Here is a 2,068-nt window from a genome sequence, read left to right as displayed (position 1 = left end):
TCCTCGCACAGGATCTGGGTCAGATCGCACAAGCGCCAGCGGACCACGCCGTGGGCGGCGGGTGTCGGCCCCTGTTCGACCAGGGCCCTGAGAACCTCCCGCTGGTCGGCGCTCAGGCGCGGACGGGCACCCGGGGCCTTGCCGTCGATCAGCCCGTCCGGGCCATCGGCGTTGAAGGCCACGACCCAATCACGCACCGTCTGCAACCCGACCCCGCCGATCTCGGCCGCCTCCGAGCGCAGACCGCCCGCGGCGATCACCGACAGCGCTAACAGGCGGCGGGTCTGGGCCTGGTCACGTGAACCCTCGACCAGGACGCGCAGGGCCTCGGCATCAAAATCCGTCCGCAGCGGCACCGGAGCAGCCATCGCATCCTCCCCAGGCTCCAAAACCAGAGGACGGAATCATGGCCCAGATCGCGACGCTACCCCGCGTGAGTCTCGCTCAACGAGGCTTGGTATAACGTGTCGCGCGCGGTGGCACGACGATGCTGAAATCACCCCACGAACGCTCGCTCGGTATCAGTGGGGTTTCTATTGTTCGCCTCGGCTAATGGTGGGCGGCGCACACTCGATACTGGCGCTGTGTAGCCGGAATGATGCGATCCGTGTCGGCGCTCGAGACGAACGGCTTCGGGTCTCCGTTGCTCTCGGCGATGAATCGCTCGCTGCCTGCCGCGACTGCGACCATGGCCTGCCAGATCGACACCACGAACTCGAACCAGAGGGCGCACGCCATGACCGCGGTCGCAGCGCGGATGTGGGAACGTTCGGAACGTCCCATTGATGCCGAGGCCGAGCAGGCGCGTGCAGGAGATGGCTGCATGATCGCGCCCCACGTTTCCTCGGGCAGATGCGCCGCTATCACTGTCCAGGCGGCGGATAGAGGAAACGACGCGGGGGGCTGACCAGGATCTACCCAATTTAGAGCAGCAAGGCGGCCGCGAACCATTCGGTGCTCCGCGTCCTGAAGTAGTCGGTGATCCCGGCGGTGATGCGTTGGACCCTGGTGAGCATGTCACGGCGCCTTATAGCCTGTGCCCATCGCGCGAAGGCAGGGTCGAGCAGTGACAAGGCGTGCATCATGGCGGTCTCCGCCGACGGGCAGGTGGTTGGGGCATCACCGTCTGGTCTGATTGAGGGTGATGATGCAGGCGGCGAGGGTTGTGAAGGCTTGGTAGATGTCGGCGCGGCGCTCGTAGGGGACGGGCAGGCGTCGGAAACGGTTGAACCAGGCGTGGGTATGCTCGACGACCCAGCGGTGAAGGCCGAGCTTCTCGCTACTCTCGATCCCGCGTCGGGCGATGCGCGGCACGATCCCACGGGCGCGGCACTCCTGGCGACGGGCACGGGTGTCGTAGGCCGTGTCGGCATGAAGCTTGTGGGGACGGCGGCGTTGGCGACCGCGCCGGCCGCTGCGCACAGGCGTGATCGCATCCAGGGTCGGGGCCATCATCGCGCTGTCATGGCGGTTGGCTCCCGTGAAGGTCAGGCCGAAGGGTGTGCCGCGGGCATCGACGACGCGGTGACGCTTGGTGCCCGGCTTGCCGCGATCCGTCGGGTTCGGGCCGGTCGCAGGCCCCCTTTTTGGCCGGGACAGACGCGCTGTCCAGGCTGGCCCGGCTCCAGTCGAGCTGATCGGCTTCGTGAAGTCGCCCCAGCAGCACCCCATGCAGGCGGACCCAGACGCCCGCCGCCTGCCGATCCCGCAGGCGACGCCAGCACGTCATCCCCGAGCCACAGCCCATCTCGGCCGGCAGCATCTCCCGGCGCAATCCCGAGCGCAGCACGAACAGGATGCCGGTCAGGGCCGCACGGTTCTCGATGAAGCGTCGCCCGCCCTTCGGACGCGGCCGGGGAGGTGGACGTAGTGGTGCGATCTCATGCCAGAGATCGTCCGGAAGAAGACAGCGACCCATGCAACACCAACGCACGACCGCCCTCACGGCACCGTTCTGTTGGGCGCTCTAAGAGCCCGTCCGATAATGTCCGGCCGGGGTTGAGTGGCCGGGATGGCGGTGATTCCAGAAGGGTGCTGAAGCCTCATCTGGACGTGCCATGTGGACCCC

General features: G+C 67.3%; 3 protein-coding genes. All 3 read right to left on the bottom strand.

Annotation, left to right across the window (positions count from 1 at the left end):
• A partial coding sequence (locus ASF22_RS18985; RefSeq protein ID WP_056267225.1) for a helix-turn-helix domain-containing protein occupies positions 1-368 on the bottom strand: 368 nt, incomplete at its 3' end.
• A gap of 181 nt (positions 369-549) precedes the next feature.
• Positions 550-738 carry a hypothetical protein gene (locus tag ASF22_RS18980; RefSeq protein WP_056267222.1) on the bottom strand — a complete coding sequence of 63 codons (189 nt, stop codon included), beginning with the start codon at positions 736-738 and terminating at the stop codon, positions 550-552.
• A gap of 381 nt (positions 739-1,119) precedes the next feature.
• Positions 1,120-1,918 (bottom strand): IS5 family transposase gene (locus tag ASF22_RS23430; protein WP_156647869.1). Its coding sequence is split into 2 segments (ribosomal slippage): positions 1,120-1,588 and positions 1,587-1,918, totalling 801 coding nucleotides; the frame shifts between segments, so codons are not numbered across the junction.
• Positions 1,919-2,068 lie beyond the last annotated feature (150 nt).

This window comes from Methylobacterium sp. Leaf87, from assembly GCF_001422775.1.
GTDB lineage: Bacteria > Pseudomonadota > Alphaproteobacteria > Rhizobiales > Beijerinckiaceae > Methylobacterium.
This window is presented reverse-complemented; position numbering and strand designations above follow the sequence as displayed.